This is a genomic window from Porphyrobacter sp. YT40, from assembly GCF_006542605.1.
Classification (GTDB): Bacteria; Pseudomonadota; Alphaproteobacteria; order Sphingomonadales; family Sphingomonadaceae; genus Erythrobacter.
Map to the genome: position 1 here is coordinate 39,547 of NZ_CP041222.1, position 22,985 is coordinate 62,531.

Below are 22,985 nucleotides of genomic sequence, written 5' to 3' on the forward strand. Positions count from 1 at the left end.
GCCGGGCAGCCGCGCCGAATCAGCCCTGGCGGGCCTTGAAGCGACGGTCAGTCTTGTTGATCACATAGGTGCGTCCGCGACGACGGATCACGCGGTTGTCGCGGTGACGGCCCTTGAGCGACTTCAGGCTGTTGACGATCTTCATGACGCTTGTTCCAAAAGAGAAGCGCGCCGGAACGGTCCGACGCGCGGAAATTGAAGCGTGCCGTTAGCGGGACGAGGGGCCCGCGTCAATGCGAACCTGCCCCGGTCACCTCACCAAGTCGCTCAATTTGCGCTCCCACGCCAGCGCGTGGGCGATGATCGTGTCGAGATCGGCGTGCTGCGGCTCCCAGCCGAGCGTCGCCTTCAGCCGCGCGGGATTGGAAATCAGCGAATCGGGATCGCCCGCACGGCGGCCCTCGATCCGGCGCACCAGCTGGCGATTCGTCACCCGGTCGACCGCGTCGAGCACCTCGGTCACCGAAAAGCCCCGGCCATAGCCGCAATTCATCGTCAACGAGCGCTGGGGCTCGGCCATCAGCGCCTCCAGCGTCAGCACGTGCGCGGCGGCGAGATCGCTGACATGGATATAGTCGCGCACCCCGGTGCCGTCATGCGTGGCGTAGTCCGTGCCGAACACGCTCACCGATTCGCGCTTGCCCAGCGCGGCCTCGATCGCGACCTTGATGAGATGCGTCGCGCCCGCCGTGGACTGCCCGCTGCGCCCCTGCGGATCGGCGCCCGCGACATTGAAATAGCGCAGCACGCCATAATTGAGCGGATGGGCGGCGGCGACATCGGCGAGCATCTGCTCGGTCATCAGCTTCGACCAGCCATAGGGATTGATCGGGCGCTGCGGCGTATCCTCGCTCACGGCGGCGACATCGGGGATGCCGTAGGTCGCCGCGGTCGAGGAGAAGATGACATGCGCCACCCCCGCCTTTACCGCCGCGGCGATCAGCGCGCGGCTCTTGGCGGTGTTGTTGTCGTAATATTTGAGCGGATCGGCGACGCTTTCGGGCACCACCACCGACCCGGCAAAATGCATGATCGCGCGCGTTTGCTGCTCGGCAAAGATGCGCGCCAGCAGATCGGCATCGGCGATGTCGCCTTCATAGAAAGGCACGCCATCGGGCACGGCGAAGCGGAAGCCCGTCACGAGATTGTCGATGACCGCCACCGGCCATCCGGCATCGCGCAGCGCCAGCACCGCGTGGCTGCCGATATAACCGGCGCCGCCGGTGACCAGAACGGGGGCTTTGACGGAACTCTGCATGGTGCCGGGCCTTATCACGCAAATGCGCTTAGAAATCGTCAATCAGGCGCTCTATAAGCGGCTGTGCACGAAAGGAACCCCGCCATGCCTCACCTCCGCCCGCTTCCCCTGCTGGCCGCTGCCGCAGCCGCGCTTTCGCTATCGGCCTGCGCCACCTCGCCCTATACAGGGCCGGTGGAGGTCACCCGCTTTGTCGCCGCGCAGCCGCAGGCGCTGGGACAGGGCACCATCACGCTGGTCTTTCCCGACGAGGTGACCAATCAGGCGGCCCGCAGCGCCGTGACTGCCGCCGTCACCGCCGAACTCACCCGGCTCGGCTACACCGTGCTGCCCGAAGGCGTCCCCGCGGGCCAGACCGCGACGGTGCACACCAGCCGCAATCCCATCGCCGCCGCCCCGGTCGAACGGCGCGGCCCGGTCAGCGTCGGAGTCGGCGGGCAGACCGGCGGCTTCGGCAGCGGCGTGGGCATGGGGGTCGGCATCAATCTGGGCGGCGGGCGCGAGGGCCCTGCGGCAGTGACCGAGCTTTCGGTGCGCATCGCCGAGTCCGCAGGCGCAACCCTGTGGGAAGGCCGCGCCCAGATCGAGACCGGGGTGAAGTCGCCCTATTCGCAAGTGGACACCAGCGCCCGCACGCTCGCCGCCGGGTTGTTCAAGGACTTTCCCGGTGGCAATGGCGAGACCGTGACGCTCGACGCCAAAAAGCTGCAAGGACAATAATGACACTCTTCATCGACGCCGGTTTCGACAGCGGCAATATCGACGTGCTGGGGATCGAGGGCGCCACCGCGCGCCTCGCGATCCGCCGCGACAATGAATCCGACTTCTTCCAGTGGTTCCACTTCCGCGTCGCCGCGCCTGCTGGCGAGGAAGCGGTGCTCAAGATCACCGGCCTCAATGCCAGCGCCTATCCGGGCGGCTGGCCGGATTACGACGCCTGCGTCAGCGAAGACCGCGCCTACTGGACGCGCGCGGCCTCCAGCTTCGACAAGGACGAGGAGGGCGGCACGCTGACGATCCGTTATCTGCCCGCTGGCGGCGTGTTCTGGTGCGCCTATTTCGCGCCCTATTCGATGGAGCGGCATCATGACCTGGTTGCCGAGGCGGCCTCGTCGGAGGGGGTCGATTACGTCCGGCTCGGCACCACGCTCGACGGCCAGCCGATCGACTGCCTCGAAATGGGCGAAGGCACAACGCAGGTGTGGCTCTATGCCCGCCAGCATCCGGGCGAAACGCAAGCCGAGTGGTGGATGGAAGGCGCGCTCGAATGCCTGACCGACCCCACCGATCCGGTCGCGCGGAGCTTGCGCAAACAGTGCCGCATCCACATCGTCCCCAACTGCAACCCCGATGGCTCGCGGCGCGGGCACCTGCGCACCAATGCGGTGGGCACCAACCTCAACCGCGAATGGGCCGAGCCGACCGCAGACCGCTCGCCCGAGGTGTTGGCGATCCGCAATCGGATGGATCAGACCGGGGTCGACTTCGCGATGGACGTTCACGCCGACGAGGCGATCCCCGCGGTGTTCCTCGCCGGGTTCGAGGGCATTCCGTCGTGGAAGGAAGAGCAGGGCGAGGGTTTCTACCGTTACCAGCGCATCCTCGACCGCCGCACGCCGGATTTCCAGACGAAGCTCGGCTATCCCAAGGCCCCGGCGGGCCGCGCGAATCTCTCGATGAGCACCAACCAGCTTGCCGAGCGTTTCGGCGCGGTGTCGATGACGCTGGAGATGCCCTACAAGGACATCGCCGATTTCCCCGAGCCCGAACAGGGCTTCTCGCCCGAGCGCTGCAAGCTGCTGGGCCGCGAATGTCTGGCGGCGCTGGTGGAGTGGCTGGAAGGACGCGACGCCTGACGTGCCGGATCGGTGTGTCACAGTTAGGCCACACTGCATCAATCGCGATTTCTCACCCTCAACATTCCTGTTTTGCAGACGATCTCCTTGGGATAATTGCGGCGCCAAGCAATATTAACAGGGGAACGATTTCATGAACAAACTTTCGGTTGCAATGGTTCTGGGCGCGGCTGTGGTCGCGATGCCGGCGGCGGCTCAGGACAGCGGCAGCAACGGCGGCGGCTTTTTCGTCGGCGCGGTTGGCGGCCTCGACGTCATCAACCTCGAAGTGGGTGCCGAGAGCGACGCCGAATCCGGCGCTGTCTACGGCGTGATCGCCGGTTACGACATCAAGTCCGGCAGCGCGCTGCTGGGGATCGAAGCCGAACTGACCGACACCTCGATCAGCGACGGTGTCGGCAATGCCGGTCTCGACATTTACGGCGGCCTGCGTCTTGGCCTCGATATGGACGAAAACGACATCATCTATCTCAAGGCTGGCTACAGCCGCGTCGATGTCGACCTTGCCGATGACCTCGAAGGCGTGCGCGTCGGCGCCGGTTTCGAGCACAATTTCGGCGGCTTCGTCGGGCGGCTCGAATATCGCTATTCGACCTACAACGTGGGCGAGGTGCTCGGTCTCGATGCCAACGACAACCGCCATCAGGTCGTCGTCGCGGCCGGTTTCAAGTTCTGATCCACCTTCGGATCGACGATCGGCAAGCGGGCCGGAAGCATTGCTTCCGGCCCGCTTTTGCTTTTGCCAGAATGAGATCAAAGGCCGGAAGAAATCCTAGCCGAGGTGCGATGGCCCGAAGGCATGCGGCAGCAGGGCGGACAGCGCCACCCGCCGCACGTCGTCCTTGCTGACGCACAGCACCAGCGGATCGGTTGCGCCCAGGGCGGCGACTTCGTTCAGCACCTGACGGCACCGTCCGCACGGTGTGATCGGTTCGCGGTCGGCCTTGAGGCCCACCACCGCGACCGCCAGCAACCCGCCGCGCCGCCCCTCGCCCAGCGCCTTGGCGACCGCGACGGTCTCGGCGCACAGGGCGAGGCCATAGCTTGCGTTCTCGACATTGCAGCCGGTGATCACGGCGCCATCATCAAACAGCAGCGCCGCGCCGACGGGGTAGTCGGAATAGGGCGCATAGGCCTGTTCGGCAGCGGCAAAGGCGGCGCTGATGAGGTTCTTTTCCTGCGTTTCGTCGAGCGTCATTTCTGCACCACCACCCATTCGACCGGATCCTCGCTCGCCTCGGTGACGAGCGCGGAATTGGCGCTCCATAGCAGCCAGGGCCGCCCGGCATAGTCCGGCCGCGCCCGGTCGCGTGCCAGCCACAGATCGCGCGCCAGCGTGGTCGCGGTGTTGTGGCGTTCCTGAAAAGCGGGCGAGAGCTTGAGGATCACCGGCTTGCCCGCGTGCGTTTCGATCTGGTTGATCAGCGTCATCAGCTCGCTTTCGACCGCGGCATCGCTGACCCTGGGCTCGCAGCTCTCCGCCAGTGAGCCAAGCGCGATGGCCGGAGGAAGCAGGTCGGCATCGCGCGGCACCAGCTGGGCAAAGGCCCCGCTCTGCGCGTCAGCCGGCGTACAGGGATCGAAATCGAGCACCACCCCGACTTTCAGCCCCGCCGCCAGCGCGCGCGCCTGCCGCGCGGCGAAGCCTGCGCTGCCCTCGCCCGTCAGGGGGAGATAGACGAATTGCGCGCCAACCGCCTTCAGCGTCTCGAACCGCATCGCCGCACTTCCCGCGGGCACCAGCGCGCCCTGTTCGGGATAGCGCGCCTCGTCGGGTCGCCAGCTGCGCATGTCCCACCATAGCCACGCCGCGAAGGCGAGACCGAACAGCGCCAGCAGCGCCGCCAGCCGGAATATCCAGCGGCGCGGCGCGCGACGCGCGGTCTTCTTGCCCCCTCGCGCCATGAATCAGCCCTTGATGTGGAGCACGCAGATCAGCGTGAACAGCCGCCGCGCGGTGGCGAAGTCGGTTTCGACCTTGCCCTCCAGCCGCTCCAGCAACAGCTCCGCCGCGCCGTTGTGGATGCCGCGCCGGGCCATGTCGATCGTCTCGATCTCGGCCGGAGTCGCCTTGCGGATCGCCTGATAATAGCTGTCGCAGATCGCGAAATATTCGCGGATCGGGCGGCGGAAGCGCGCCATGCCGATCAGCAGCGTCTCCAGCAATTGCCCGCCGGTGTCGGCAATATCCATCGCCAGCCGCCCGTCAGTAACGGACAGGTGCAGGTGATAGGGCCCGCTCGCCCCGCGCTCCGCCGAACGCAGCGGCTTGAAGCTGTTTTCCTCGATCAGATCGTAGATCGCGACGCGGCGTTCCTGCTCGACATCGGCATTGCGCCACAGGATCGTCGCCTCGTCGAGCGTAACCTGGGCAATGCGATAGCCCCCCGCAGCGCCGGGCGCGGAGGAAGGCGGCAGGGAATCGGGCGGGCGATCGGCCATGGAGAAACGCCTTCGCAGATGCAGGGCACGCACTTCAAGCACTTCGACACGCTCTCCCCACTATCCACAGCGTGCGAAATAAATATTGGCCGCGTTGGCCCTTGCTTTCGACCCCGCCGAGAGCGCATCAGGCCGCCATGGCCGAACCCGAAAAAGTCACCCCGATCAAGCCGCAAGCCACAGATGGCGAGCCTGCGCTGCCCAGGCTGCCCGCCAATATCGAGGCCGAGGCCGCCTTTCTGGGCGCGGTGCTGATCGACAACCGGGTGCTGGAAGAATTGCAGGTGCCGATCCGGGCCGAGCATTTCTTCGAGCCGCTGCACGAGCGGATCTACATTCGCATCCTCGCGCTGCTCGAACGCAATGCCACCGCCTCGCCCGTCACGCTGCGCCCCTATTTCGAGGCGGACGAGGCGCTGAAGGAGCTGGGCGGCACGTCCTATCTCGCGCAGCTGACCGCGAGCGGCGCAGGCCTGCTTGCCCCGCGCGAACTGGCGCAGCAGATCTACGATCTTGCGCTGCTGCGCGAGCTGGTGAGCGTCGGACGCGGGCTGGTCGAAGGTGCGCTCGACACCTCGCAGGACACCTCGCCGATGGACCGCATCTCGCAGGCCGAGGCGGACCTGTTCCGGGTGGCCGAGGGTGCGGCGACGGGGCGCGAAGCCTCGACCTTCCGCGAAGCGGCGATGCAGGCGATCCGGATGGCCGAAAAGGCGATGCAATCGGGCGGCGGCCTGTCGGGCAAGACCACCGGTCTTGCCACGATCGACCAGAAGACCAGCGGCCTGCACGATTCCGACCTCATCATCCTTGCCGGGCGTCCGGGCATGGGCAAGACCTCGCTTGCCACCAACATTGCCTTCAACTGCGCCGAAAAGCATCTCGACTGGCAGCATCAGGGGGGCGAGTTCAACTATGGCGCGCCGGTCGCCTTCTTCAGCCTCGAAATGAGCGCCGACCAGCTGGCCACCCGCATTCTCGCCGAACAGGCCGAGATTTCATCGGAAGCGCTGCGCAGTGGTAAGCTCTCCCGCGAGGATTTCCAGAAGCTGTCCTATGCCAGCCAGCGGCTCGCGGAACTGCCGCTCTATATCGACGACACGCCCGCGCTCACCATCGGGAGCTTGCGCACCCGCGCGCGGCGGATGAAGCGGCGGCACGACATCGGCCTCATCATCGTCGACTACCTGCAACTGCTGCAAGGCTCGGGCCGCGCGAACGACAACCGCGTGAACGAAATCTCCGAAATCAGCCGGGGCCTCAAGACGCTGGCGAAGGAATTGCAGGTTCCGGTGATCGCCCTGTCGCAGCTCAGCCGCGCGGTCGAAAGCCGCGAGGACAAGCGCCCGCAGCTGTCGGACTTGCGCGAATCCGGCTCGATCGAGCAGGACGCGGACATGGTGTGGTTCATCTTTCGCGGCGATTACTACCACCTGCTGGTCAAGCCCGACACGCCCGATGCTTCCTCGCCGCCCGACGTGCAGGAGAAATATCGCCTCTGGGAAGAGAAGTTCGAAGGGCTGGTGGGCCGCGCGACGCTGATCGTGGCGAAACAGCGTCACGGTTCGACCGGCAACGTCCCGCTCCACTTCCAGAGCGACATCACCAAGTTCACCTCGCCCAACTTCAAGGACTATTCGGACTACGGGTTCGAATAGAGCCTACGCGCTGGCCGCAAGGTCGAGTGCTGGCGACGGGCTCTCGGCGCGCGTTTCAGCCTTGACCTGATAGAGCGCACGGTCAGCGAATTCGAACAGCGCGTCGGCATCCCCGCCGTCCTCGGGCCACTGCGCCACACCGATACTCGCGCCGACCTGCAAGAGCACATCGTCGATGTCGTGCGGCCGGGCGAGCGCGATCAGGATGCGTTCTGCCAGCGGGGCATCGCGCAGGGGAGAATGCGGCGGGATCAGCACCGCGAATTCATCGCCCCCCTGCCGCGCCACCAGCCCGTCATCGCCGATGGTCTCGCGCAGCCGGTCGGCGATCGCGCACAGCAGCTTGTCGCCGATGGCATGGCCGTGGACGTCGTTGACCGGCTTAAACCCGTCGAGATCGAGCAGCGCCAGCTTGAAGCCGGGCGCGTCCGCTCCCTTGCCGGCGCCCTTCGCCAGCAGCGCGGCAACCCGTTCGTCGAGCGCGCGGCGGTTGGCAAGGCAGGTGAGCGGATCGGTATGGGCCAGATCGCGGGTCTGGTGCTGCAATTGCAGCAGATCGACCAGCATCGCGTGACCCTGAAGGATGAAGCGCACGAGGATCGCAGTGCCCAGCACCAGCGACATCGCCGCCCCCACTTCCGCCGGGCGACCGGAAGCGAACATCAGCGCCGAGATCGGCACCACCCCGATCACCAGGTTGAGGATCGCGGCAAAGCGGATCGCGGACAGGCAATAGGCCGTCGCCAGCGAACCCATGGCGATGATCATGGCAAAGCTCGCGTGGTTCTCGATCGGCGAGGCGAACCAGTTGAGCACCGCCCAGGTGCTGCACATCACCCCGACCCAGCCCGAAACGCTGGCGGTCTTCTTCACGATCAGCCGCGCGCGGCGCAGGCTCAGATGGCGGCTGCGCGAGACCTTGTTCTCGATCAGCCCCAGCACGCACAACACCGCCAGCAGCGCGGGCATTCCGTACTTGATCCCCCAGTGCAGATCGGCCGCTCCCGCCCAGGCCGCGGTTGGCGTGGTGGCGAGCAGCATCAGATACATCATCGGGGTCTGGGTCTCGACCCGCCGCGCGCGCAGCAGGGTAAAGTCGTCACGGATCGCAGCCGGAATCGGCGGTACGAAGCGCTTGCGAAGCGTATGAATTCCCCAACCCATTCCGGGGCTTCTACGGGCATATCGTGAAACGCGCGTTAATCACGCGTAAGCCGACCCATCAGCGCGCGCTGATCTTGCTCACCCGGTAATCGGCAAGGCTCATCCAGTATGCCAGCCGCCAGCGCATCCGGTTGACGAAGGTCGCCTCGCGGGCATAGCGCTCGCGCGTGATCGGCAGGCTGGCCGCCTCCATGTGGTCGATCATCCCGCGCAGCGCCTCTGCCATTCCGGCATCCTCGATCCGCACCATCAGTTCCACGTTGATCCGAAAGCTGCGCTTGTCGAGATTGGCGCTGCCGACGTAGCTGGCATCGTCCACCACCAGCAGCTTCATGTGCAGCTTGCACGGCTGGAACTCGACGATCTTTGCCCCGGCGCGCAGCAGCCTGCCGTAGAGCAGCCGCGCCATGTCGATCGCTGCACCGATATCGGACTTGCCCGCCATCACCATCCGCGCCTTGCCGCGCCGCGCCACCCGCTCCATCTGGCGGCGGAAGCTGCGCGGCGGGGAGAAATAGGCCGACACCGTGTCGAGCCGCTTGGCCTTCACCAGATCCTGCCGGAACATCCAGGCCCAGTGCCCGCGCCGCACCAGCGGCCCGCCGACCAGCAGCCGCACCGGGCCATCCCCGCCGTCCCAGTCCTTGACGATGTCGCGCAGCCGCCGCAGCCGGTTGACCCGCCCGGCCGCCTCGCTTTCGGTCCAGTCCTTGAGCAACCCGAACCAGCGGGTGAACTGCTCGACCACCGGGCCTTCGATGGTGACCGACAGATCGCACCAGCCATTGTCGCAAGGTTCGGCGAAGTAGTGATCCGAGACATTCGCCCCGCCGGTCATCACCCGCGCCTCGTCCACGATCACGAATTTCTGGTGGTTGCGCACCAGATAGCGCGAGTTCAATTTGGGCGCGAAGATCGCAAAGCTGCCGCCTGCCTCCTTCAGCGGCGCGAAGAATTCCTCGCCCGCGTCATTGCCGAAATCATCGACGATCAGCGCCACCGAAACGCCGCGCCGCGCCGCCGCGACCAGCGCATCGCGCACCATCGTGCCCGATTCGTCGCTGTCGAACAGGTAGTAGAACACCTTCAGGCTCGTCTCGGCGCTGTCGATCAGGTCGACCAAGGCACGCCGGCGATCGAGCCCGTGCGGGTAGAAGGTAAAGCCGTGGCCGGCCGCCTCGACCTCGAACGGGTCGGGATCGCGATAGTCGGCCTCGTCGGGGGTCGATTCGGAGGGTTCAGGTGCCATGGCGTATGGCTTAGCCGCAATCGGGGGAGATGACAGGCCCAAGTGACAGACCGCGCCGACGTCAGAGCGGTGTAAACGTCACCTTCAGCCCGTCCTTGGGCTGCGGGATCGGCCAGTCCTGCCAATCGGGGTTGTAACCCGCCGCCGCCTCGATCCGGTAGCGCTGGAGCAGCTGGGCGAGCAGGATCTTCACCTGCATATAGGCAAAGTGCAACCCCAGACACATATGCGCGCCGCCGCCGAAGGGCACCCAGGCATATTTGTGCCGCGCCTTCACCTTGTCGGGCGTGAAGCGCAGCGGATCGAAGGTGAAGGGGTTCTCCCAATATTCCTCCGAATGGTGAGTCCAGTAGATGTTGATCCCCACCATCGCGCCCGCGGGGATGCGGTAGCCGCCATATTCGAATTCCCTGAGCGCGCGGCGCGGCATCGAGGGCACCGGCGGCACCATCCGCAGCGATTCCTTGAACGCCATTTCGGTGAGGTCGAGCTTGCCGAGATCGTCGTAATCGAGCGGGCGGGGGTTGCCCTCCCCGTCCGGCCCGCCGGTGACCGCCATGATCTCCGCCCGCAGCTTCTCCTGCCATTCGGGATTGGTGGCGAGGTGGTAGATCAGCGAGGTGGCCGAAGAGGTGATGGTGTCATGCGCGGCCATCATCAGGAAGTTCATGTGATCGACCACCTCGTCCACGGGGAGCAGCGAGCCGTCCTCGCGCGTCGCGGTGGCGAACTGGCTGAACATGTCCTGCCCGCCGCCCTGTTCGCGGCGGCGCAGCGTTTCTCTGGTGAAATAGTCGACCAGAAACGCGCGGCCATCGACGCCCTTCTTCATTTTGGTGAAGGGCAGCGGCTTGCGCACCGGCGCGACCGAGGCCTGCACCATGTCGACGAAGGCCTCGTTGATCTTGTCAGCTTCCGGCCCCCACGGCAGACCGATGAAGCTTTCCGCCGCGAGATCGAGGGTCAGCTTCTTGATGTCGGGATAGAACAGGCGCGGCCCGGCCCAGCCCGCCACTTCGCGCGCGATTCCGCGATTGAGCGCGCCCGAATAGTGGCGCATGGGTTCCGGCTTGAAGGCGATCGAGAGCGCGCGGCGATCGATCCGGTGATGCTCGAAATCCATCAGCATCAGCCCGCGTGGGAAGAGCTGGTCGAGCACCGGGCCCCAGCCCTGTTCGCTGGAGAAAATCTTGTCCTTGTTGAACAGCAGCAGCTCGTTCGCCTCGGCCCCGATCAGCGCGACCTGCCAGCCGCCGAAAGCGCGGTTCTTGTAGACCTTGCCGTGGCGCGCGATCATCCGCTCGGCGAAGGCGTGGGGATCGGCGAGCATGGTGAAGGTGTTGCCGACCAGCGGCCAGCCCGCCTCGCCCGGGATGTGGGCGAGATCAGCCTCGGTCAGGCGGCCCTCCCCCCAGTGGCGGGGCGCATCGGCAGGCGCAGTGTCGCGGGACTTGGGGGCTTCGGCGAGGGTGGCCATGATGGGTCGAGACTCCGTATCGGGTTCGGATTCGCAACTGACTCTGATGTAAATGGCGCGGGCGGTCAATTCCCGTGCCGCGCGGCTGGCATCATTGATACACCGACCAGTTCCTGCGCACCATGCCGATACCGCCGAGGCGGATCACCTCATTGACCAGCGGCATCAGCTTGGCCGGGCGGTTGCAGCCGACATTGACCGTGGAAATGCGATAGCCCGCCGCATCGGCGCGCTCCATCCCCAGCGTCTGGCAGTGCAGAAAGACCTCCGTCTCCCCATCCGCGCGGCGGTCCCATGTGCCAACCGCATGGTCGAAGGTGCCGGATTGCTCGGCCAGAGCGACAAGCCTGGCCCGTGCTTCGGAGGAAAGCCGCCGCCGCACCTTGCGCATCTCCACCCAGGGAGAGCGCACATCGCGCCGCTTGAACCCGCCGCCGACAACTTCGAGCAGCCCGGTGCCATCGGGCCGCAAGGTGATAGTGACGCTGCGCCAGAAAAGATCGTGGCCGGACGTGAAAGTGAACCGCATCACCTGCTCCGCCCCATCGGGCAGGCCCTGCCAGAGCGGTTTGAGGCCGGCTTCGCACATCCGGCTTTCGGAATAGCCGACATATATGGCTGCGCCCTCGACGTCGGGCGGCAACAGCTGGCAATCCTTGTCCGAGGCAGCAGCAGGCGCAGCCCAGCAGGCCGCCGCCCATGCCATCGCCGCCGCAGCGCGCCTCAGATCCATCCGCCCAGTTCGCGGCGCAGCATCGCCTCGATCATGGCAAGGCCGTGATCGGAGGTGTTGAGGCAATCGAGCACGGCGTAATCCTCGCCGCCCGCTTCGCAGAATTCCTCGCGGCCTTCGATCGCGAGTTCCTCCAGCGTCTCGACGCAATCGGCGGCAAAGCCGGGGGCGGCGACCACCAGCCGCTTGGTGCCCTTCTCGCCTTCCGCGATTAGCGTCGTGTCGGTCGAAGGCTCGAGCCACGCCGCCGGGCCGAAGCGCGACTGGAAGGTGGTTTCGAACCGCACGCCTTCGAATTCGGGACGACGCCCGAATTCCTCGCGCAGCAGGCGGGCGGTCTTCATGCAGTGGCAGTAATAGGGATCGCCCTTTTCCAGCGTCTGCTGCGGCATCCCGTGGAAGCTGAGCAGCATGACCTCGGGCTTGAAGGTCAGGGCCTGCACCTGCCGGGTCAGATCATCGGCCAGCGCGCCGAGATAATTCGGATCGTCGTGATAGGGCGGCACGAAGCGCAGCGCGGGCTGCCAGCGCATCTTGCCGAGCACGCGGGCGATCTCGTCGAACACCGTCGCGGTCGTCGCGGCGCAATATTGCGGATACATCGGCGAAATCAGGATGCGGTCGCACCCGTCGGCCATCAGCGCCTTCAGCCGGCTCTCGATCGAGGGGTTGCCATAACGCATCGCCCAGTCGACCTGCACGGCCTCGCCGAACTTGCCGACCATCGCCTCAGCCTGCCGCGCGGTGATGTCGGCCAGCGGCGAGCCACGCTCGGTCCAGATCTTCTGATAGGCCTTGGCGCTTTTCTGGGGCCGTGTGTTGAGGATGATGCCGCGCAGGATCAGCTGCCAGGCGATCGGCGGGATCTCGACCACGCGCGTGTCGGACAGGAACTGCTTGAGGTAGCGCTTGACCGAATCCGGATCGGGCCCGTCGGGCGTGCCGAGGTTGATCAGCAGCACGCCGATCTTGCCGCTCTTTACAGGAGGATGGTCGCCCGGAAGGCGCTGGGTCTGCCAGGTCATAGCCCGCCTAACGGTTGGCAGGCGTTTGGTTTCCGCACGCCCGCGATTGGCGCGGTTTCATGTTGCAAAAATGTCGGGATCATATGCCGTCCGAAAGTAGGGGCAGGCGGCGCAGGCGCAAGCCGGTCGCCGAATAGAGCGCATTGGCAATCGCCGGTGGGGCGACGACAGCGCCTAGCTCGCCGGGATCGGCAGGCGGGGCTTCGCTGGCGAGGAATTCGATCCGCATTTCGGGACATTCCGCCAGCGTCGGCAGGCCGAGCGCGCCAGGATCGACCGCTTCGGGCAGCCCGCCGCGCAGCCGCACCGGATTGCCCAGTGCAATGCCGATGCCGAACACCAGCCCGCCCTCGATCTGCTGGCGGGCAATGTCGTGATTGACGATCCGGCCGATATCGGCAGCGACCGAGAGGCGGATGACGCGCACCCCGCCCTCGCCCTGCCTTGCGGTGGCAACGCAGGCGATGCGCGCGGCTTCTGGCCCCTCGCCGATGCGGGCGCAGGCAAGCCCCTGCCCGCTCTGGTCGGCGCCGCCATCCCACCCGGCCAGGCTCGCCGCGCGCTGGAGGCAGGCGGCGAGGCGCACATCGCTTCCGAGCATCGACATCCGGAACGAGAAGGGATCGCGCTTCGCCTTGGCGGCGATTTCGTCGATGAAGCTCTCGATCGCGAAGATCGTCGGACCGTGAGCATTGCCGCGCACCCGCCCGACCGGCAGGCCGATCTCGGCCGGGATGTGCTCCACCAGCAGCGCCGGGATCTGGTAGGGCGGCACCGCGCCCTCGCAGGCCATGGGATCGGGCTCGCCCGTGGTCTCGCGGATCGCGGCCATGCTGGTGAGATTGCCGAACAGCCGCTTGCCGAATTCAAGCGCGGCGGGCGGGGTGGCGATACGGATGCGCATGGCGTCGATCGCGCCGCCCGTGCCCTCGGGCCCGCCCTTGGCGATCTGCGCGCCGAGCAGCAACCACGCAGGGGCGCGGGGCTTGGCGCGGATCAGCTCGTCCCGCCGCGGCCAGGTCAGCTGCACCGGGCGGCCGAGCGCGCGGGCGATCAGCGCGATCTCGATCGCATGGTCGTGCTCCAGCCGGGCATCGAAACTGCCGCCGGCGGGCATGGGGTAGAGCGCCACGTCCTCGGTCGCGATGCCGATCGCGCGGGCGGCGGCGATGCGCGCCTGTTCGGGGGCCTGCGAGGCGATCCACAGGTCGAGCCGCCCGTCGGCAAAGCGCGCCGCTGCGGTCGCGCTTTCGACCGGTGCGGCATAGGCGGGCTCGACCTCATAGCGGCGGCCGATATCGACCCGTTCCAGTGCCTCGCCGCCATAGCCCGTCTCGGCGATGACATGGGCCTCGCCCGCGGTCAGCAGGGTATCGAGCCGGGCGGCGATATCGGCGCTGCCCACCGGCGTGGGCGCGGCAAATTTGGGCTTCATCGCCGCGAGCGCGGCCTCCGCGCCCCACCAGGTGTCGGCGGCGACCGCGAGCCAGCGCTTGCTCTCGACGATCCCCGCCAGTCCTCTCACGCCGCCCGCCGCCTCGCGGTCGAAGCCGGTCAGTTCCGAACCATCGACGGGGCCATGGCGGATCGAGGCGAACACCATCCCCGGCAGGCGCACATCGCCGGCGAAACGATAGGTGCCATCGACCTTCGAGGGCAAGTCGATCCGGGGATAGGCCGGCGCGGCATCGACATCGGCGGGGAGCGGCGGTTCGCGCGGAGGCTCTGGCCGCAGCGGCGGCGGATCGGGCGGGGTGTAGCCTGCCGCCGCCTCGGCGAGCTCGCCGAAGCCGAGGCGCTTGTCGCCCAGCTTGACGAAGCCGCCCTCGACCTCGCATTCCTCCCACGACGCACCCCAGCGCGAGGCGGCTTCCTGCGCCAGCATCGCCCGCGCCGCCGCCGCGGCTTCGCGGCAGGGCAGCTCATAGGCGGCGAGCGATGTCCCGGCCGCGGTCGCGTTGAAGCGCTGGCCCTGCGCAAAGCGCAGCGCGATGAGATCGTCGGCCGCATCCGACAGCCCGGCAAAGGCAGGGTCCCACAGCGGCATCCACTTGGTCGCCAGCGGGACATTGGCATAGGCACCCGAAACCGGTGCGGGTTCGATCGCGATCTGCCGCCAGTCCGCGCCCAGTTCATAGGCGACGATCTGGGGAAGCAGCGTGGTGATCCCCTGCCCCATTTCCAGCTGCGGTACGGCCACCGTGACCACGCCATCGGTGGCGATCTTGAGCCATGCGCCGAACACATGCTCGCCGCTTGCCGCGACCAGCGGCGTGGCATAGCTGCGCGGCATCAGCCACCAGGCGACGATCAGGCCCCCGCCCGCCGCCGCCCCCGCCAGAAGTCCGCGCCGCGAAACTCGCATCGGCCTAGATCGTCCCTGTATCGAGCCAGCGGCCGAGCTTTTCGGCAATCGCGCGGAAAGGTTCTGCCGTCTCGTCATCGCCCGCCGCCGGTGGTGCGCCCTTGTCGCCCGCGATCCGGGTGGCGAGCGTCAGCGGCACCCGGCCGAGGAACGGGATTTCCAGCGCCGCCGCGAACCGTTCGACCCCGCCCTGTCCGAAGGGATCGCTGACCTCGCCGCAATGCGGGCAGGCATAGCCCGCCATGTTCTCGACCAGCCCGATGATCGGCACCTCGCCCTGTTCGAACAATTGCCCGGCGCGCGCGGCGTCGATCAGCGCGAGATCCTGCGGGGTCGAGACCAGCACCGCGCCATCGGGCTTGTGCGCCGAGAGCATGGAAAGCTGCACATCACCCGTCCCCGGCGGCAGGTCGACCAGCAGCAAATCGGTCTCGCCCCAGTCGGCCTCGACCAGCTGGGACAGCGCCTTGCCCGTCATCGGCCCGCGCCAGGCCAGCGCCTTGCCCGGCGCGACGATGTGCCCCATCGAGAGCACCTTGACGCCGTAAGGGCTGTCGATCGCCACCAGTTGCGCGCCATCGGCGGTGGCAGCGGGCTTGATCCCTTCGGTCTTCAGCAGCTTGGGTTGCGAGGGGCCGTAGATGTCGCCATCGATCACCCCGACGCGGCGGCCCATCCTGGCGAGCGCGACCGCGAGGTTGGTGGTCAGCGTCGACTTGCCGACCCCGCCCTTGCCGCTGCCCACCGCGATTAACCGCCGGCGGCGGCGCTCTCCGGTCAGCGCGATGCGCACTTCGTCCACGTCATCGAGCGGCAGCAGCGCAGCAGTGATCGCGACTTCGAGCTCGGCGCGCGCCGCATCGGACAGATCGCCGGCCTCGGCAACGATCACCGCACGCCCCGAAACGATCCGGGCCGAGCGCAGACGATGGTTCATTTCCGGGGTCAGCGCGGCGCGGATCAGCGCCTCTTCGGCTTCGGGATTGCGGGGCGTGTCGGACGTGTTGTTCATCGCGCCTCGCCTCTAACACCAAAATCACGCAGCGAACCCCTGTTTTTCGCCGAATGGCGTGCCTATAAACATTCCATGCAAAGAACGGACGGTTGGAAAGAGCGTCTTGGCGCCGGTCTCAAGGGCCTGGCCATGGCTGGCAAGAATAACCCCTGGGGCGGCTCGGGCAGCGGGGGCGATGGTTCCGGCGAGGACGGGGCTTCGGGCGATGGCAGCGGGGGCCTTGGCGGCGAAGGCGCGGGTGGGCCGAGCAATGATCGCGGCCCGCGCAACCCGTGGCTGCCCGGCGGCGGCGAGCCCGGCAAGCGCCGCTCGGCCAGCATCGAAGACATCTTCAAGAACCGCGGCCCCGAAGGCCCGCGCCGCGCAGGCGGCGGCGGCACCGGCGGCGGGCCGGGCTTCCGCCTGCCCGAACGCCCCGGCGGTAAGAGCTGGGTGCCGGTGATCCTCGGCGGCGTTGCGCTGATCTGGGTCGGCGTGACCAGCTTCCACGTCATCCAGCCCGGCGAGGAGGCGGTTGTGACCTGGCTCGGCGGGAAGTATTCGGGCACGCTCGATTCCGGGATCAAGATGACCGCGCCCTGGCCGATCCAGATGGTCGAGAAGGAAAACGTGACGCAGGTCCGGCTCGAGGAAATTCCCGGCACCAATACTGAGAAGCTGATCCTGACGGGCGACCAGAACCTCGTCGACCTGAGCTACCTGATCCGCTGGAACATCTCGGACCTGACGCTTTATAAGTACCAGCTCAACGACCCGCGCAACGCCTTGCTGGAAATCGGTGAGGCGGCGATGCGCGCGGCGGTTGCGCGGCAGAAGCTCGACACCGTGCTGACCGGCGCGGGCCGCGCCGAGATCGAGCAGGAAGTGCGCGAGAAGATGCAGGCGCGGCTCGATGCATATCGTTCGGGCATCAGCGTGCAAGGGATCGAAATCAACAAGGTCGATCCGCCAGGCCGGGTCGAGGAAGCCTTCAAGGACGTCTCCAGCGCCCAGCAGGATGCCGACGCCGCGATCAACCGCGCCCGCGCGGTCGCCCAGCAGCTGCTTGCCCGGGCACAGGGCGACGCGTCCGAGTTCAACGACATCTACGAGGAATACCGGCTCGCGCCCGAAGTGACGCGCCGCCGCCTCTATTACGAAACCATGGAGCAGATCCTGTCGAAAACCGACAAGACCATCGTCGAATCCGGCAACGTCACCCCGTACTTGCCACTGCCCGAACTGAAGCGCCGCGCGCAGGCCGCGCCCGCCGCGCCGCAGCAGGGGGAGTAAGGTGATGAAGGACCTTCTCCAGAACACCAAGGCGCTGATCATCGCCGCTGTGGTGGCGGTGATCGCGCTGATATCGAGCATCGTGATCGTGCCCGAAACACATCAGGCGGTGGTGATCGCCGCCGGTAAGCCGGTGCGCACCTTCAACCAGTTCCGGCCCGACGTGCCCTATGGCCAGACCGGGGCGGGGATCAATTTCCGCGTTCCGTTCTACGAGCAGGTGCGGATGATCGATCGCCGCGTGCTGGATGTCGACATGCAGCGCACGCAGGTGCTCTCGCGCGATCAGCAGCGGTTGCAGGTCGATGCCTATGCCCGCTACCGGATCATCGACCCGGTCAAGCTGGTCGAGCGCGCCGGGACCGAAGCCCAGTTCGAAAGCCAGCTATTGCCGATCCTTACCTCGGTGCTGCGGCAGGAATTGGGGCGCGTGCCTTTCTCGGCGCTGATCAATGCCGAGCGCGGCACCTCGATGGCCAACATCACCGCCACGCTCGACACGCAGGCGCGCAATTACGGCGCGCAGGTGCTCGACGTGCGGATCAAGGCGGCGGATCTCCCGGAAGGCCGTCCGCTCGATGCCGCCTTCACCCGGATGGAGACCGACCGGCAGGAAGAGGCGACCACGATCCGCGCCGCCGGTCAGCGCGATGCGCAGATCATCCAGGCCGAAGCCAGCGCCGAGGCCGCGCGCATCTACGCCGACGCCTATGGCAAGGACCCGCAGTTCTACGATTTCTACCGCGCCATGCAGAGCTACAAGAAAACCTTCCTTCAGGGCGAAGGGCAAAGCACCATGGTGCTGTCGGAGGACAGCGAATACTTCCGCCAGTTCAAGGGAGAGCGCTAGGCAATCGACCAAGCGCTGATCCGCGGCGATGGGCGCGGGGGGCGTTCAATCGGGGTTAAGCCGCAAAAAGGGCATTTTGGGGCGCACTCCAGCCATCCGGCTGGCCCCGCGAATAAGGTTTGCGGAACGCGGCGATGCCGTCGCGCATTCTGCCAAAGGACAAGGACCAAGAGGACGTGAACAACGTGCGCTATGTATACGGACTGTCGAGCGCGCTGCTGGTGGGCGGCGCTACCCTTTCGCTGATCACCGGCTCGCCGCTGGGCGCGCAGGTGGCGCAGAACGACGGGGCGGTGATGGACCAGGTGGTGCCGGTTGCGGGCGCGCCGGCCAGCTTTGCCGATCTTACCGCGCAGTTGCAGCCCGCAGTGGTCAACATCGCCACCCGCCAGCGGGTCGAGGTCGCCAACAACCCCTTCGCCGGCACGCCCTTTGCCGAACTGTTCAACCGGCGCGGCGGCGGCGGCGGCGGCGGCGAGCCCCAGACGCGCGAGGCGCAGTCGCTGGGTTCGGGCTTCATCATTTCGGCTGACGGCTATGTCGTCACCAACAATCACGTGATCAATCCGCCCGACAGCCGTGCCACGCTGGAATCGATCACCATCACCACGACGGACGGCACCGAATACGAAGCCGAACTGATCGGCGCGGATGCGGCATCCGACCTCGCGGTGCTCAAGATCAAGGCGAACAAGACCTTCCCCTTCGTGCGCTTCGGCGATTCGAGCGCGGCGCGTCCGGGTGACTGGGTGGTCGCAATCGGCAATCCCTTCGGCCTCAACGGCACGGTCACCAGCGGGATCATCTCGGCGGTCTACCGCAACACCGGCCAGGGCGGCGCCTATGACCGCTACATCCAGACCGATGCCAGCATCAACCGCGGCAATTCGGGCGGCCCGCTGTTCGACATGCGCGGCAACGTGATCGGCATCAACAACGCGATCTTCTCGCCCTCGGGCGGCAGCGTCGGGATCGGCTTTGCCATCCCCGCCGAAATCGCCGCGCCGATCGTCGAGAAGCTGCGTTCGGGCGAGGAAATCCAGCGCGGCTACATGGGCGTGCGGCTCCAGCCGATCGACGAGGATTTCGCCGCTTCGCTGGGCCTGCCCAAGCGCCGCGGCGAGCTGGCGCAGACGGTCGAGGACGGCAGCCCCGCCGCCCGCGCCGGGATCCGTTCGGGCGACGTGCTGACCAAGGTCAACGGCAAGGACGTGACCGCCGATCAGACCGTCAGCTTCCTCGTCGCCAACCTCCAGCCGGGCACCACCATCCCGGTCGAAGTGCTGCGCGACGGCAAGCGGGTGAACATCAATGTCACGCTCGGCAAGCGCCCGACCGAAGCGGAACTGCTCCAGCAGAACCAGACCTTCGACCCCGAGGCCGAAGAGCCGATGGCGCCGGGCACGTCGGACAGCACGATCGAGCAGAAGCTCGGGATGCAGGTGATGCCGATGAATGCCGGTGTGGCCCGCTCGCTCGGCGTCGCAGCCGATTTGCAGGGCGTGGTGATCGCCGCGGTCGATCCCAATGGCGATGCCGCGCGCAAGGGCCTGCGCCGGGGCGACATCATCCTGTCGGCCAATTATCAGGCAACCCCGACGGTCGAGGCGCTGCTGGCGCAGGTCAACGCCGCCACCGCCGAGAAGCGCGACGCGATCCTGCTGCGCATCCAGCGCCGCACCACCCCGCCCGCCTTCGTCGCGGTGCGCCTCCGGTAAGCGGGATTGCGAGACCAAAAATGAAAGGGCGCCGGGAGATGATCCCGGCGCCCTTTTCGTATCCCCCCGGCGATCGCGCTACTGATCTGCGGGCTTGATCGCGGGCTGCGGCGGCGGGCGGCGCGGCGGGTCGCGCTGCGGATCACGTTGCGGGCGGGGGTTCTGCGGCAGCGCGCCGCCGGTTGCCTGTTCGAGGAACTCCTCGCTCGCCGCTGGCGGTGCATTGACGCCGCGCCCGCTGTCGGGCCCGAAGGGATCCGGCCCGTTCTCGCGCGTGCCGGGCTCGACCATGTTGCCCTGTTCGTCGATGTAGTAATAGTCGTCCGGGCTGCCGAACATTGCTTCCTCGTCGGGCTCCAGCTGCCATTCGGGCAGGTTGAGCGTGACGTCGAATTCCTCGACCGGGCGGCTCTTGACGGCATAGCGCATATAGGCGGCAAAGGCCTGTGCGGGGGCGCGGCCACCCTGCAGGCCGGGGACGGGCTTGGCATCGTCGCGGCCCATCCACACGCCGGTGGTGATCCCGCTCGAAAAGCCGATGAACCAGCCGTCCTTGTTCGACGAGGTGGTGCCGGTCTTGCCCGCCACGGGCCGCCCGATCTGCGCCGCGCGCCCGGTGCCGGTCTGCACCGCGGCCTGCAAAAGGTCGGTGATCCCGGCCACGACGTAATCGGGGATTTGCGGCGAGGGGTTCACCTCTTCATGGCGGTAGAGCACCGCGCCATCCGCACTGGTCACCTTGGTGATGCCATAGGGCTGCACCGCGGATCCCTTGGCCGCGATCCCGGCGAAGGCCTGGGTCATCTCGATCACGCGCATTTCCGAGGCACCCAGCACCATCGAAGGGTTTGTGTCGATCTTGGAATTCACCCCGAACCGCCGCGCCATCGACGCGACCGTGCCGAACCCGACTTCGTTGCCGAGCTGCGCCGCGACGGTGTTGATCGAGAAGGCGAAGGCGGTGCGCAGATCGGTCTCGCCCACGTTGCGACCGTTGGAATTGCGCGGGCTCCAGCCGCCGATGGTCACCGGGGTGTCGTTGACCCGGTCCTCGGGCGTGTATCCCGCCTCGAGCGCGGCGAGATAGACGAACAGCTTCCACGCCGATCCGGGCTGGCGCAGTGCGGCGGTGGCACGGTTGTAGTTGCTGGCGACGTAATCCGTCCCGCCCACCATCGCGAGAATTGCGCCGTCGCGGTCGAGACTGACCAGCGCACCCTGCGCGCCCTTGGGGGTATTGGCCTCGATCGCGGCGGTCGCGGCGCGCTGCATCCCGACATCGAGCGTCGTCCACACCTCGATCGGCTCGTAGGTTTCAGGCAGGATGATATCGAGCTGCGGCAGCACCCAGTCGGTGAAGTAGCGCACCGAGTTCTGCCCGGCCTGCTCCTTCAGCTGCACCGCGCTGACATCGACCTGCGCCTCGTCGGCGGTGATGTAGCCCTGTTCCTGCATCAGCTTCAGAACCACCTGCGCACGGTCGACCGCGGCCTGCACGTCGGCGGTGGGCGAATAGGAGCTGGGGGCCTTAACCAGCCCGGCGATGATCGCGGCTTCCTCGACGCTGAGCTCGCTCGCGGGGTGGCTGAAGAATTTGCGGCTGGCGCTGTCGATCCCGTAGGCCCCGCCGCCGAAATAGACCTTGTTCAGATAGAGCTCGAGGATCTGTTCCTTCGAGAATTTCCATTCCAGCGCCATCGCCAGCACCGCCTCGCGCGCCTTGCGGTCCGGGGTGCGGTTGTTGTTGAGGAACAGGTTGCGGGCCAACTGCTGGGTGATGGTCGAGGTGCCGCCGATGCGCGAGCGCGATCCCGTCACCCATTCCACCACCGCGCCCGTCAGGCGCACCGGGTCGACCCCGAAATGCGACTGGAAGCGCTTGTCCTCCACCGCGACCATGGCATTGGTCATGTTTGTCGGGATTTCGTTGTAGGTGAGCCATTCGCCGAAGCTCGGCCCGATCTCGACCAGCTCACGCCCGTCGCGCGCGCGCACGACGATGGTCTGGCCCGGCTGGGTCGCCTTGAGCGTGCCGTAATCGGGGAGCGAGGAGGCGGCAAAGCCGACTGCGAAGGCCAGCACGACGAGGCCCAGAACCGCCAGCGCGCCGCCCCACAGGAACAGCCGCTTCAACCACACCCGCCAGCGCGGCGGCCCGCCGCCCGGCCCTGTGGGCGCAGCGTCGGAGGCTGGCGCGGCATTGCGTTCGGCCGCCGCCCGGCGGGAACCGCGCGCGCGCTTGTTCTGCAACTGCTCACCCCGTCTCGACATTCGGCCTGCCCATCATAAGCCCCCCGGCGCAGGGGCAGCAAAACGCCCCCTTGCATAGGCAAGTTCTAACCGGGGGTGAACCCGCCAGCACACCGCTCTCCCCCGCCATGACGGCGCTTCGGCTCAGCTTTCGGCCGGGGTGAAGATCAGCGCGGCGGAATTGATGCAGTAGCGCAGGCCCCCCTGCTCGGGCGGGCCGTCGGGGAAGACGTGGCCCAGATGGCTGCCGCACTTGCCGCAACGCACCTCGGTGCGGACCATGCCGTAGCTGACATCGCGGTGCTCCTCGATCACCTCGTCGTCGGCGGGTTTGGTGAAGGCGGGCCAGCCGCAGCCGGAATTGTACTTGGCGGTCGAATAGAACAGCTGCGTGCCGCAGGCGGCGCAGTGATATTCGCCCTCGTCGTAGAACTTGTCGTATTCACCGGTGAAGGCGCGCTCCGTCCCCGCCTCGCGCAGGACGTGATACTGCATGGGGGTGAGCTTCTCGCGCCATTCGGCTTCGGTCAGGCTGCGGGGATCTTCGGACATATCATCACCTTTCCAGTTGGCGCTGATATCGGATTGCCGCAGGCAATCCGCAAGCCCGAACGGGCGCCCGCAGCGACGGGGCCTTCAGGCCCCGTGAGCGA

21 protein-coding genes are annotated in these 22,985 nt (G+C 67.0%); 7 read left to right on the forward strand and 14 right to left on the reverse strand.

The window, feature by feature from the left end:
• Positions 1-19 precede the first annotated feature (19 nt).
• On the reverse strand, positions 20-145 hold the full coding sequence (gene ykgO / locus E2E27_RS00190; RefSeq protein WP_017666014.1) for a type B 50S ribosomal protein L36: 126 nt from the start codon (positions 143-145) through the stop codon (positions 20-22).
• Between the two features lie 105 nt (positions 146-250).
• Entirely contained in the window at positions 251-1,258 is a 1,008-nt protein-coding gene (gene galE / locus E2E27_RS00195) for a UDP-glucose 4-epimerase GalE (RefSeq protein ID WP_141456892.1), read from the reverse strand.
• 84 nt (positions 1,259-1,342) lie between these two features.
• Between galE and E2E27_RS00200 the strand changes: the two genes are divergently transcribed.
• From E2E27_RS00200 to E2E27_RS00210, 3 genes are all read left to right on the forward strand, one after another.
• Entirely contained in the window at positions 1,343-1,978 is a 636-nt protein-coding gene (locus E2E27_RS00200) for a hypothetical protein (RefSeq protein ID WP_141456894.1), read from the forward strand.
• On the forward strand, positions 1,978-3,114 hold the full coding sequence (locus E2E27_RS00205) for a M14 family metallopeptidase (protein ID WP_502705524.1): 1,137 nt from the start codon (positions 1,978-1,980) through the stop codon (positions 3,112-3,114). Before E2E27_RS00200 ends, E2E27_RS00205 begins: the two co-directional genes overlap by 1 nt.
• 133 nt (positions 3,115-3,247) lie before the next feature.
• The gene (locus E2E27_RS00210) at positions 3,248-3,790 is read left to right on the forward strand and encodes an outer membrane protein (RefSeq protein ID WP_141456896.1); all 543 of its coding nucleotides are present in this window, start codon (positions 3,248-3,250) and stop codon (positions 3,788-3,790) included.
• Between the two features lie 96 nt (positions 3,791-3,886).
• On the opposite strand, the gene E2E27_RS00215 is transcribed toward E2E27_RS00210, so the two are convergent.
• The 3 genes from E2E27_RS00215 to E2E27_RS00225 are packed head-to-tail and all read right to left on the reverse strand — an operon-like array spanning position 3,887 to position 5,556.
• Positions 3,887-4,330: a cytidine deaminase gene (locus E2E27_RS00215; RefSeq protein ID WP_502705525.1), complete on the reverse strand. Its 444-nt coding sequence runs from the start codon at positions 4,328-4,330 to the stop codon at positions 3,887-3,889.
• Complete coding sequence (locus tag E2E27_RS00220; RefSeq protein WP_141456898.1) at positions 4,309-5,019, reverse strand: glycoside hydrolase family 25 protein; 711 nt, start codon at positions 5,017-5,019, stop codon at positions 4,309-4,311. Before E2E27_RS00220 ends, E2E27_RS00215 begins: the two co-directional genes overlap by 22 nt.
• A 3-nt stretch (positions 5,020-5,022) precedes the next feature.
• On the reverse strand, positions 5,023-5,556 hold the full coding sequence (locus E2E27_RS00225; protein WP_234036122.1) for a UPF0262 family protein: 534 nt from the start codon (positions 5,554-5,556) through the stop codon (positions 5,023-5,025).
• Positions 5,557-5,693: 137 nt separating this feature from the next.
• Here E2E27_RS00225 and E2E27_RS00230 point away from each other — a divergent pair, with 137 nt between their 5' ends.
• Complete coding sequence (locus E2E27_RS00230) at positions 5,694-7,214, forward strand: replicative DNA helicase (RefSeq protein ID WP_141456900.1); 1,521 nt, start codon at positions 5,694-5,696, stop codon at positions 7,212-7,214.
• A gap of 3 nt (positions 7,215-7,217) precedes the next feature.
• Here E2E27_RS00230 and E2E27_RS19135 read toward each other — a convergent pair whose 3' ends face one another.
• From E2E27_RS19135 to E2E27_RS00265, 7 genes are all read right to left on the reverse strand, one after another.
• Entirely contained in the window at positions 7,218-8,378 is a 1,161-nt protein-coding gene (locus E2E27_RS19135; RefSeq protein ID WP_141456902.1) for a GGDEF domain-containing protein, read from the reverse strand.
• Positions 8,379-8,436: 58 nt separating this feature from the next.
• Positions 8,437-9,627 (reverse strand): phospholipase D-like domain-containing protein, encoded by a 1,191-nt coding sequence (locus E2E27_RS00240; protein ID WP_141456905.1) that lies wholly within the window; start codon positions 9,625-9,627, stop codon positions 8,437-8,439.
• Positions 9,628-9,688: 61 nt separating this feature from the next.
• Positions 9,689-11,104, reverse strand: a complete 1,416-nt coding sequence (locus tag E2E27_RS00245; RefSeq protein WP_141456906.1) for a cytochrome P450 — start codon at positions 11,102-11,104, stop codon at positions 9,689-9,691.
• Positions 11,105-11,195: 91 nt separating this feature from the next.
• A complete protein-coding gene (locus tag E2E27_RS00250; RefSeq protein ID WP_141456908.1) occupies positions 11,196-11,837 on the reverse strand; it encodes a hypothetical protein in 642 nt (213 codons plus the stop codon).
• Positions 11,828-12,862, reverse strand: a complete 1,035-nt coding sequence (gene hemH / locus E2E27_RS00255) for a ferrochelatase (RefSeq protein ID WP_141456910.1) — start codon at positions 12,860-12,862, stop codon at positions 11,828-11,830. The genes E2E27_RS00250 and hemH overlap by 10 nt, the downstream gene beginning before the upstream one ends.
• 79 nt (positions 12,863-12,941) lie before the next feature.
• Positions 12,942-15,227, reverse strand: coding sequence for a molybdopterin cofactor-binding domain-containing protein (locus tag E2E27_RS00260; RefSeq protein ID WP_141456912.1), 2,286 nt, complete (start codon positions 15,225-15,227; stop codon positions 12,942-12,944).
• Positions 15,228-15,231: 4 nt separating this feature from the next.
• The gene (locus tag E2E27_RS00265) at positions 15,232-16,239 is read right to left on the reverse strand and encodes an Mrp/NBP35 family ATP-binding protein (RefSeq protein WP_181443502.1); all 1,008 of its coding nucleotides are present in this window, start codon (positions 16,237-16,239) and stop codon (positions 15,232-15,234) included.
• Between the two features lie 132 nt (positions 16,240-16,371).
• Between E2E27_RS00265 and hflK the strand changes: the two genes are divergently transcribed.
• The 3 genes from hflK to E2E27_RS00280 all read left to right on the forward strand — a co-directional run bounded on the left by hflK (position 16,372) and on the right by E2E27_RS00280 (position 20,082).
• Complete coding sequence (hflK, locus tag E2E27_RS00270; RefSeq protein WP_141456914.1) at positions 16,372-17,514, forward strand: protease modulator HflK; 1,143 nt, start codon at positions 16,372-16,374, stop codon at positions 17,512-17,514.
• A 4-nt stretch (positions 17,515-17,518) separates the two neighbouring features.
• A complete protein-coding gene (gene hflC / locus E2E27_RS00275; RefSeq protein WP_141456916.1) occupies positions 17,519-18,364 on the forward strand; it encodes a protease modulator HflC in 846 nt (281 codons plus the stop codon).
• Between the two features lie 134 nt (positions 18,365-18,498).
• The gene (locus E2E27_RS00280; protein WP_181443503.1) at positions 18,499-20,082 is read left to right on the forward strand and encodes a Do family serine endopeptidase; all 1,584 of its coding nucleotides are present in this window, start codon (positions 18,499-18,501) and stop codon (positions 20,080-20,082) included.
• A 78-nt stretch (positions 20,083-20,160) separates the two neighbouring features.
• On the opposite strand, the gene E2E27_RS00285 is transcribed toward E2E27_RS00280, so the two are convergent.
• Both E2E27_RS00285 and msrB read right to left on the reverse strand, forming a co-directional pair.
• Entirely contained in the window at positions 20,161-22,353 is a 2,193-nt protein-coding gene (locus E2E27_RS00285) for a transglycosylase domain-containing protein (protein WP_141456917.1), read from the reverse strand.
• A gap of 123 nt (positions 22,354-22,476) precedes the next feature.
• Positions 22,477-22,884: a peptide-methionine (R)-S-oxide reductase MsrB gene (gene msrB / locus E2E27_RS00290; RefSeq protein WP_141456919.1), complete on the reverse strand. Its 408-nt coding sequence runs from the start codon at positions 22,882-22,884 to the stop codon at positions 22,477-22,479.
• Between the last annotated feature and the right edge of the window lie 101 nt (positions 22,885-22,985).

Excerpts from the sequence above, each read along its gene's own strand:
- E2E27_RS00200 (WP_141456894.1), top strand. The coding sequence starts at position 1,343 with ATGCCTCACCTCCGCCCGCTTCCCCTGCTGGCCGCTGCCGCAGCCGCG.
- E2E27_RS00285 (WP_141456917.1), bottom strand. The coding sequence starts at position 22,353 with ATGTCGAGACGGGGTGAGCAGTTGCAGAACAAGCGCGCGCGCGGTTCC.
- E2E27_RS00250 (WP_141456908.1), bottom strand. The coding sequence starts at position 11,837 with ATGGATCTGAGGCGCGCTGCGGCGGCGATGGCATGGGCGGCGGCCTGC.
- E2E27_RS00240 (WP_141456905.1), bottom strand. The coding sequence starts at position 9,627 with ATGGCACCTGAACCCTCCGAATCGACCCCCGACGAGGCCGACTATCGC.
- E2E27_RS00280 (WP_181443503.1), top strand. The coding sequence starts at position 18,499 with ATGCCGTCGCGCATTCTGCCAAAGGACAAGGACCAAGAGGACGTGAAC.
- hflK (WP_141456914.1), top strand. The coding sequence starts at position 16,372 with ATGGCTGGCAAGAATAACCCCTGGGGCGGCTCGGGCAGCGGGGGCGAT.
- E2E27_RS00220 (WP_141456898.1), bottom strand. The coding sequence starts at position 5,019 with ATGGCGCGAGGGGGCAAGAAGACCGCGCGTCGCGCGCCGCGCCGCTGG.
- E2E27_RS00225 (WP_234036122.1), bottom strand. The coding sequence starts at position 5,556 with ATGGCCGATCGCCCGCCCGATTCCCTGCCGCCTTCCTCCGCGCCCGGC.
- E2E27_RS00205 (WP_502705524.1), top strand. The coding sequence starts at position 1,978 with ATGACACTCTTCATCGACGCCGGTTTCGACAGCGGCAATATCGACGTG.
- ykgO (WP_017666014.1), bottom strand. The coding sequence starts at position 145 with ATGAAGATCGTCAACAGCCTGAAGTCGCTCAAGGGCCGTCACCGCGAC.
- hemH (WP_141456910.1), bottom strand. The coding sequence starts at position 12,862 with ATGACCTGGCAGACCCAGCGCCTTCCGGGCGACCATCCTCCTGTAAAG.
- E2E27_RS00215 (WP_502705525.1), bottom strand. The coding sequence starts at position 4,330 with ATGGGTGGTGGTGCAGAAATGACGCTCGACGAAACGCAGGAAAAGAAC.
- msrB (WP_141456919.1), bottom strand. The coding sequence starts at position 22,884 with ATGTCCGAAGATCCCCGCAGCCTGACCGAAGCCGAATGGCGCGAGAAG.
- E2E27_RS19135 (WP_141456902.1), bottom strand. The coding sequence starts at position 8,378 with ATGGGTTGGGGAATTCATACGCTTCGCAAGCGCTTCGTACCGCCGATT.
- galE (WP_141456892.1), bottom strand. The coding sequence starts at position 1,258 with ATGCAGAGTTCCGTCAAAGCCCCCGTTCTGGTCACCGGCGGCGCCGGT.
- E2E27_RS00265 (WP_181443502.1), bottom strand. The coding sequence starts at position 16,239 with ATGAACAACACGTCCGACACGCCCCGCAATCCCGAAGCCGAAGAGGCG.
- E2E27_RS00230 (WP_141456900.1), top strand. The coding sequence starts at position 5,694 with ATGGCCGAACCCGAAAAAGTCACCCCGATCAAGCCGCAAGCCACAGAT.
- E2E27_RS00260 (WP_141456912.1), bottom strand. The coding sequence starts at position 15,227 with ATGCGAGTTTCGCGGCGCGGACTTCTGGCGGGGGCGGCGGCGGGCGGG.
- hflC (WP_141456916.1), top strand. The coding sequence starts at position 17,519 with ATGAAGGACCTTCTCCAGAACACCAAGGCGCTGATCATCGCCGCTGTG.
- E2E27_RS00245 (WP_141456906.1), bottom strand. The coding sequence starts at position 11,104 with ATGGCCACCCTCGCCGAAGCCCCCAAGTCCCGCGACACTGCGCCTGCC.
- E2E27_RS00210 (WP_141456896.1), top strand. The coding sequence starts at position 3,248 with ATGAACAAACTTTCGGTTGCAATGGTTCTGGGCGCGGCTGTGGTCGCG.